General features: G+C 71.3%; 6 protein-coding genes. 2 read left to right on the top strand and 4 right to left on the bottom strand.

From position 1 onward, the window contains the following. Nucleotides 1-7: 7 nt before the first annotated feature. The 4 genes from KME77_RS08280 to KME77_RS08295 form a co-directional block, all read right to left on the bottom strand. Nucleotides 8-1,501, bottom strand: a complete 1,494-nt coding sequence (locus tag KME77_RS08280) for a sodium/solute symporter (RefSeq protein WP_219463609.1) — start codon at nt 1,499-1,501, stop codon at nt 8-10. Next, entirely contained in the window at nt 1,498-1,911 is a 414-nt protein-coding gene (locus KME77_RS08285) for a hypothetical protein (protein WP_219463611.1), read from the bottom strand. Before KME77_RS08285 ends, KME77_RS08280 begins: the two co-directional genes overlap by 4 nt. After that, nucleotides 1,908-2,657, bottom strand: coding sequence for a LytR/AlgR family response regulator transcription factor (locus tag KME77_RS08290; RefSeq protein ID WP_219463612.1), 750 nt, complete (start codon nt 2,655-2,657; stop codon nt 1,908-1,910). Before KME77_RS08290 ends, KME77_RS08285 begins: the two co-directional genes overlap by 4 nt. A 91-nt stretch (nt 2,658-2,748) precedes the next feature. Further along, nucleotides 2,749-3,927 carry a sensor histidine kinase gene (locus KME77_RS08295; protein ID WP_219463622.1) on the bottom strand — a complete coding sequence of 393 codons (1,179 nt, stop codon included), beginning with the start codon at nt 3,925-3,927 and terminating at the stop codon, nt 2,749-2,751. 78 nt (nt 3,928-4,005) lie between these two features. Here KME77_RS08295 and KME77_RS08300 point away from each other — a divergent pair, with 78 nt between their 5' ends. Further along, entirely contained in the window at nt 4,006-6,195 is a 2,190-nt protein-coding gene (locus KME77_RS08300) for an FdhF/YdeP family oxidoreductase (RefSeq protein WP_219463623.1), read from the top strand. Continuing rightward, on the top strand, nt 6,192-7,418 hold the full coding sequence (locus KME77_RS08305) for an L-lactate MFS transporter (RefSeq protein ID WP_219463625.1): 1,227 nt from the start codon (nt 6,192-6,194) through the stop codon (nt 7,416-7,418). The genes KME77_RS08300 and KME77_RS08305 overlap by 4 nt, the downstream gene beginning before the upstream one ends. The last annotated feature ends 116 nt before the right edge of the window (nt 7,419-7,534 follow it).

A 7,534-nucleotide genomic window follows, 5' to 3' on the forward strand; every position in this document is an offset into this window, starting at 1 on the left:
GGGGACTCTAGGAGCCGTCGGAGGAGCGCGAGCGCCAGTCGCCGCGGTCGAGGTCCAGGTTCTCCGGGGTGTGCAGCCGCACCATGGTCCTGGCCACGCCCGCGGGCACCCGGTCCGGCGTCAGGAACGACACCGACACCATCACCGCGAACGCCACCGGCACCGTCCACGCCGCCGGCTGGGCCAGCAGCGCGCCCGCGGGGCCGTCGTACGGGCCGGCGATGATCGTGGCCAGCACCGCCGAACAGGCCAGCCCGCCGCCCACGAACAGCCCGGCCAGCGCCCCCGTGGTGCTGAGCCGGCGCCACCAGATGCCGAGCACCAGCAGCGGGCAGAACGACGAGGCCGCCACCGCGAACGCCAGCCCGACCACGTCGGCCACCGGCAGCGCCCGCGCCCACAGCGCCAGGGCCAGCGGCACCGCGACCGCCATGAGCGTCGCCGCCCTGAACGAGCTGACCCCGCCCTTCAGCAGGTCCTGGGCGATCACCCCGGCCACCGACACGGTCAGCCCGGAGGAGGTGGACAGGAACGCCGCGAACGCGCCCGCCGTGACCAGCGCCGTCAGCACGTCGCCGAGGGTGCCGCCGATCATCCGGCCCGGCAGCGTCAGCACCACGGCGTCGGTGCGCACCAGGTCGGGCGCGTACATCCGGCCGAGCCAGCCGTACAGGGCGGGCAGCAGGTAGAAGGCGCCCAGCAGCGACAGCACCACGAGCGTGGTGCGGCGCGCGGCCCGCCCGTCGGGGTTGGTGTAGAAGCGGACGAGCACGTGCGGCAGGCCCATCGTGCCCAGGAAGGTGGCCAGGATCAGCGAGTACGTCGAGTACAGGCCGTACTCCTTGCCCCCGGCCAGCGGCACCTGCCAGGTGGCCGCGTCGGCCGCGCTCACCGCGGGCGCCCCGTCGGCGTGCCAGGCCATCAGCAGGAAGACCACCGGCACGGCCAGCGCCGTCAGCTTGAGCCAGTACTGGAAGGCCTGCACGAACGTGATCGAGCGCATCCCGCCCGACAGGACGTTCACCGCGACCACGACGGCCACCAGCAGACCGCCGGCCCACACCGGCGCCCCGGTGACGGTCCGCAGCACCAGCCCGGCGCTCTGGAACTGCGGCATCAGGTACAGCCACCCGATGAGCACCACGAGCACGCTGGCCGTGCGGCGCACCGGCATCGACTCCAGGCGGGCCTCGGCGAAGTCCGGCAGCGTGTACGCCCCCGACCGGCGCAACGGCGCCGACACCAGGACGAGCAGCACGAGGTAGCCGCCGGTCCAGCCGACCGGCAGCCACAGCATGTCGGCGCCGAACGACAGGATCAGCCCCGCCACGCCCAGGAACGAGGCCGCCGACAGGTACTCGCCGCCGATCGCCGAGGCGTTCCACAGCGGGCTGACGGTCCGGGAGGCGACGTAGAAGTCGGAGGTGGAGGAGAAGCGGATGCCGAACGCTCCGATGAGCACCGCCGCCACCACGACGATCACGATCGCCGTCAGGGTCATGGACGTTCGACCAGGTCGGCGAAGTGGCGCTCGTTGCGCTCGGCCTGCCGCACGTACAGCCAGGCCCCCAGGACGAAGGCCGGGTAGATCAGCCCGGCCAGCACCGCCCACGGCAGCGGCACGCCCAGCAGGTCCCATTCGCGCAGCTCGGGGATGGCCAGGAACAGCAGCGGCAGCCCGCACACCACGCAGGCCAGCACCGTGCAGACGAACATCGCCAGCCGGAACTGGGTGCGCAGCAGCGATCGCATGTACACCTCGCCGAGGTGCGTCTGCTCGTCGATCTCGCGGGTGGCGGGGTAGCGGGGGCGGCGCGCGGCGGCGGTCCTCGGGCTCGTCACGGTGACGCGGCGGGGCGTGTCGTGGCGGCCCAGCGGCGCCCGGCGGGCGGGCCGTGGCTCGGGGCTCATTCGGGCCGTCCTCTCCTCGCGCGACGCACCAGCAGGTCGCGCAGCTCGCGGGTGTGGCGGCGGCTGACCGGGATCTCGGTCTCCCCCACCCGCACCGTGCACTTGCCCGAGTCGATGTGCAGCTCCTCGATGTGCTTGACCGCGACCAGGTGGCTGCGGTGCACCCGGACGAACCCGGCCGAGGCCCAGCGCTCCTCCAGCGTGGCCAGCGGGATGCGCACCAGGTGGCTGCCCGTGGCGGTGTGCAGGCGGGCGTAGTCGCCGTGCGCCTCGACGTACACGACGTCCGCGCTGGAGACGAACCTGGTCACCCCGCCCAGCTCGACCGGGATCGTGTCGGCGTCCCCTGTCTCGAACGGCACGTCGGCCGAGACCGCGACCCGCCTGATCGCCTCGGCGAGGCGTTCCGGCCGGACCGGCTTGAGCAGGTAGTCCTCGGCCTTGATCTCGAAGGCGTCGACCGCGTGCTCCTCGTACGCGGTGACGAACACGACCCTGGGCGGGTTGGCGAACTGCGACAGCAGCCGCCCCAGCACCACCCCGTCGAGGCCGCGCATCCTGATGTCGAGGAACACCGCGTCGATCGGCCTGCCGTCGGCGATGGCGCGGTCCAGCAGCCGCAGCGCCGCGGCCCCGTCCCTGGCGGTGGCCACCTCGCCGATGCGGGGGTCGGCCCGCAGCAGGTACGACAGGTCCTCCAGGGCTGGAAGCTCGTCATCCACCGCGAGAACGCGTAGCCCGCTCACGTACCATCTCCTCCCGTTGAGAGTGATTGAAGCAAGCCGGAGGAGTCAAGGCCGTCACGAGCCGGTCACAGGTCAGCGGGCCGCTCACAGGTCAGCGGGCCGAGACGCCGGGGTGGTACTTCGGCAGCCGGATGTTGACCTTGGTGCCCGCCCCCTCGCCGGTCTCGACGACCAGGCCGTACTCGTCGCCGTACACCTGGCGCAGCCGCTCGTCCACGTTGGCCAGGCCCACCCCGCCGGCGGGGGCGATCTCGCCGGCCAGGATGCGGCGCAGCCGGTCGGGGTCCATGCCGAGGCCGTCGTCCTCGACGTTGATGCGGCACTCGGCGCCGGCGTCCTCGGCCACGATCGTGATGCGGCCGACGCCGTTCTTGCTCTCCAGTCCGTGGCGCACGGCGTTCTCGACCAGCGGCTGCAGGCACAGGAACGGCACCGCGACGGGCAGCACCTCGGGCGCGATGCGCAGCGTGACCTGGAGCTGGTCGCCGAAGCGGGCGCGTTCCAGGATCAGGTAGCGGTCGATCGAGCGCAGCTCCTCGGCCAGCGTGGTGAACTCGCCGTGCCTGCGGAAGGAGTAGCGGGTGAAGTCGGCGAACTCCAGCAGCAGCTCGCGCGCCCGTTCGGGGTCGGTGCGGACGAACGAGGCGATCGTGGTGAGCGAGTTGTAGATGAAGTGCGGCGAGATCTGCGCCCGCAGCGCCCGCACCTCGGCCTCCATCAGCCGGGTGCGGGAGCGGTCCAGCTCGGCCAGCTCCAGCTGGGAGTCCACCCAGCCGGCCACCTCCTGGGCGGCCTTGACCAGGCCGGCGGAGGCGTTCGGCCCGTAGGCGGCCAGGGAGCCGACGACCCGGTCGTCGGTGCTGAGCGGCACGACCACGGCGTGCCTGATGGGGCATTCGAGCAGTTCGCACTCGATGGCCAGCACCTGGGTGCGGCCGTCCTTGAGCGTGGCGGCGGCGTGCTGGAAAGCCTGCGCGGCGTGGTGCTCGCCGTCGCCGTCGTAGACGAGCAGCCGCTCGCCGTCGGTGATCGCCAGCGCGGACGAGCTGAGCAGCGCGCGCAGGTGCCGCGACGCCTTCTGCGCGCCCTCCTCGGTGAGCCCGGCGCGCAGCGGCGGCCCGGCCATCGAGGCGGTGTGCAGGGTCTCGAACGTCGCCCGCTCGGCCGGGCCGGTGCCCAGCTCGCGCCGGCCGCGCAGCAGCCGCCACAGGACGATCGCGGGCACGCCCACGAGCACGGTCACGACGACGACCCCGACCAGGTACTCCACGTCGCCGGAGCTTAGTGCCGACCTTGACGGGTGGAAACTCCCGATCTACGTTCCGACAAAGAGCAAGGAGTCGGAGTCATGGGACTCGATCCGAAGAACTGGGCCGGCCTGAAGCCGTTCGGGCTCGGCGAGCAGAAGCCCAACAACTACCTCGAGATCTGGAAGGCCGTCCGCGAGAACCGGGGTCAGAGGCGCTACGCCCTGCGGATCCTGCGCGACGGCGCCTGCGACGGGTGCGCGCTCGGCACCTCCGGCGTGCGTGACTGGACGCTGGACGAGGTCCACCTGTGCAACATCCGGCTGCGGCTGCTGCGGCTGAACACGATGCCGCCACTGGATGCCGCCATGTTGTCAGACGTCTCACAGCTGACCGGGAAGAGCAGCGCCGAGCTGCGGGACCTCGGCCGGCTGCCGTACCCGCTGCTGCGCGAGAGCGGCGACGCCGGGTTCCGGCGGATCGGCTGGGACGAGGCGCTGAACCTGGCCGCCGAACGGCTGCGCCAGGCCGGGCCGGAACGATTCGGCCTGTACATGACGAGCCGCGGCGAACCGAACGAGAACTACTTCGCCGCGCAGAAGGCGGTGCGGGCGCTGGGCGGCAACGCGATCGACAACGCCGCGCGCATCTGCCACTCGCCCTCGACCGTGGCGCTCAAGGGCTCGCTCGGCGTGGCCGCCACGACCTGCTCGTACACGGACTGGATCGGCAGCGACCTGATCGTCTTCATCGGCTCGAACGTGGCCAACAACCAGCCGGTCGCGATGAAGTACCTCTACCACGCCAAGAAGGAGGGCACGAAGGTCGCGGTGATCAACACCTACCGCGAGCCCGGCATGGAGAAGTACTGGGTGCCCTCGAACGTGGAGAGCGCCGTCTTCGGCACGAAGATCACCGACCGGTTCTTCCTGGTGAACGTGGGCGGCGACATCGCGTTCCTGAGCGGCGTGATGAAGGCGATGATCGACGACAACTGGGTGGACCACGAGTTCGTGGACTCCCACACCGCCGGGTACCCGGAGCTGGCCGCGTCCCTGGCCGAGCGCTCGTTCGAGGAGCTGAGCGCGCTCTCCGGCGCGTCCGAGGCCGACATGCGCGAGCTGGCGGAGATGCTCGGCAGGGCGAGGACCGCCGTGCTGGTGTGGTCGATGGGCATCACGCAGCACGAGTTCGGCGAGGACAACGTCCGCTCGATCATCAACCTCGGGCTCAGCAAGGGCTTCGTGGGACGTGAGAAGAGCGGCCTGATGCCGATCCGCGGCCACAGCGGGGTCCAGGGCGGCGCCGAGATGGGCGCCTACAGCACGGCGCTGCCCGGCGGCCTGCCCGTCACCCCGGACAACGCCGCGAAGTTCGCCGAACTGTGGGGCTTCGAGGTGCCCTCCACACCCGGCCGCACCGCGCCGCAGATGCTGGAGGGCGACCTGGACGTGCTGATCTCCAGCGGCGGCAACTTCCTGGAGGTCCTGCCCGACCCGGACTTCTGCCGCAAGGCGATGGCCGCGATCCCGCTGCGGGTGCACATCGACATCTGCCTGTCCAGCCAGATGCTCGTGGACCCGGGTGACGCGGTGCTGCTGCTGCCCGCCCAGACGCGGTACGAGATGATCGGCGGGATCACCTCGACCTCGACCGAGCGGCGGATCATCTTCTCGCCGGAGATCCCCGGGCCGCGCGTGCCCGAGGCGTGGCCGGAGTGGAAGATCACCACCGAGCTGGCCGCCCGGGCGCGGCCCGAGATCGCCGGACAGATCCTGTACACCGGCACGCCGCAGATCCGCGAGGACATCGCCCGCGCCGTACCCACGTACGCCGGCATCGAGAACCTCAAGGACAAGGGCGACCAGTTCCAGTACGGCGGCCCGTACCTGTGCGCGGGCTGGAAGTTCCCCACCCCCGACGGCCTGGCGCGCTTCTCCGTCGTCGAGGTGCCGCCGCTGCGCCGCCCCGACGGCTCGTTCGTCGTCACCACGCGCAGGGGCAAGCAGTTCAACTCCATGGTGTACGAGAAGCGCGACTCCCTCACCGGCGCGACCCGCGAGGCCGTGCTGATGAACCCGCTCGACGCCGACCGGCTCGGGCTCAAGGACGGCGACCCGGTGACGCTGCGCAGCGACAGCGGCTCGATGACGGGACACGTCGTGCGCGCCCCCGTCACGCCCGGGAACCTCCAGGTGCACTGGCCGGAGGGCGAGGTCCTCGTCGACCGGAACAAGCGCTCGCCGGTGGCGGGCATCCCCGACTACAACGCGGTGGTGACAGTCGAATGAACCGCTGGTTACTCGCGTGCGCGGCGGTCCTGTTCCAGCTCGCGCTCGGCGCCGTCTACGCCTGGAGCGTGTTCTCCAAGGCGCTCCAGGCCCAGGCCAGCGACTTCGACCTGACCAAGGCCGAGGCCGCGCTGCCGTTCTCGGTGACGATCGGGATGATCTTCCTGGGCACGTACATCGGCGGCCGCGTCCAGGACGTGCGCGGCCCGCGCCCGGTCGCCATGTCCGGCGGCGTCCTGTACTCGATCGGCATCCTGCTGGCCGGGCTCGCCACCGGCCACTCCCAGCTCTGGCTGCTCATCCTCGGGTACGGGGTCATCGCCGGCTTCGGGCTCGGCCTGGGCTACATCGTGCCGATCGCCATGCTGCAGAAGTGGTTCCCCGACAAACGCGGCCTGATCACCGGGATCGCGGTGGGCGGCTTCGGCTTCGGCGCCGTCGTCACCTCGCCGATGGCGCAGCGGCTGGTCGAGGCCAACCCTGTGGTGCCGACCAGGGCGTTCATCACGCTCGGCGTCGCGTACCTGGTCATGACGCTGGTCGGGTCGTTCTTCTTCCGCAACCCGCCGGCCGGCTACCAGGTCGCCGCGACCGGGCGGATCGCCGCCAGCGGGCGCGAGTACACACAAGGTGAGGCGCTGCGCACACCCCAGTGGTACCTGCTGGCCGCCATCCTGTGCCTGAACGTGACGGCCGGCATCGCGCTGATCTCGGTGATCAGCTCGGCCGCCACGTCCGTCGCCGGGTACACCGCCGCCGCGGCGGCGACGCTGACCGGCGTCATGGGGCTGTTCAACGGCGGCGGGCGGATCTTCTGGGGCTGGATCTCGGAGCGGACGGGGCGGATGTTCGCCTTCGCCGCGATGCTCGGCGCGCAGGGCGTCTGCTTCCTGCTGCTCGGGCACGCCTCGTCGGTGGCCCTGTTCGCGATCCTCTCGGCGGTCGTCTACCTCTGCTACGGCGGCGGGTTCGGGGCCATGCCCGCCACGGCGGGCGACTTCTTCGGGCTGCGCAACGCCGGGGCCATCTACGGCCTGATGATCGTCGCGTGGAGCGTCGGCGGGATCGTCGGGCCGCTGCTGGCCGCCGCGCTGATCTCGGGCGACAACTACACGACGGCGTTCACGGTGATCGGCGTGATGGCGCTGGTGGCCATCGTGCTGCCGCTGGTCACCCGCCCGCCGAAGCCCGCCGACCAGGCCCTTCCCCAGGAGGCCGTCTAGGTGGCTGGTGTTAAGCGGGTCATCTCGGCCGGATGATTCCGGGTGACTCGCTCAACGCCAGTTCTGTGTGGTGGTTGAGACACTGACCTGATGGCGTGGATCCAGCGATCATGTGG

The organism is Nonomuraea rhizosphaerae (genome assembly GCF_019396405.1).
In the GTDB taxonomy this organism is placed as follows: domain Bacteria; phylum Actinomycetota; class Actinomycetes; order Streptosporangiales; family Streptosporangiaceae; genus Nonomuraea; species Nonomuraea rhizosphaerae.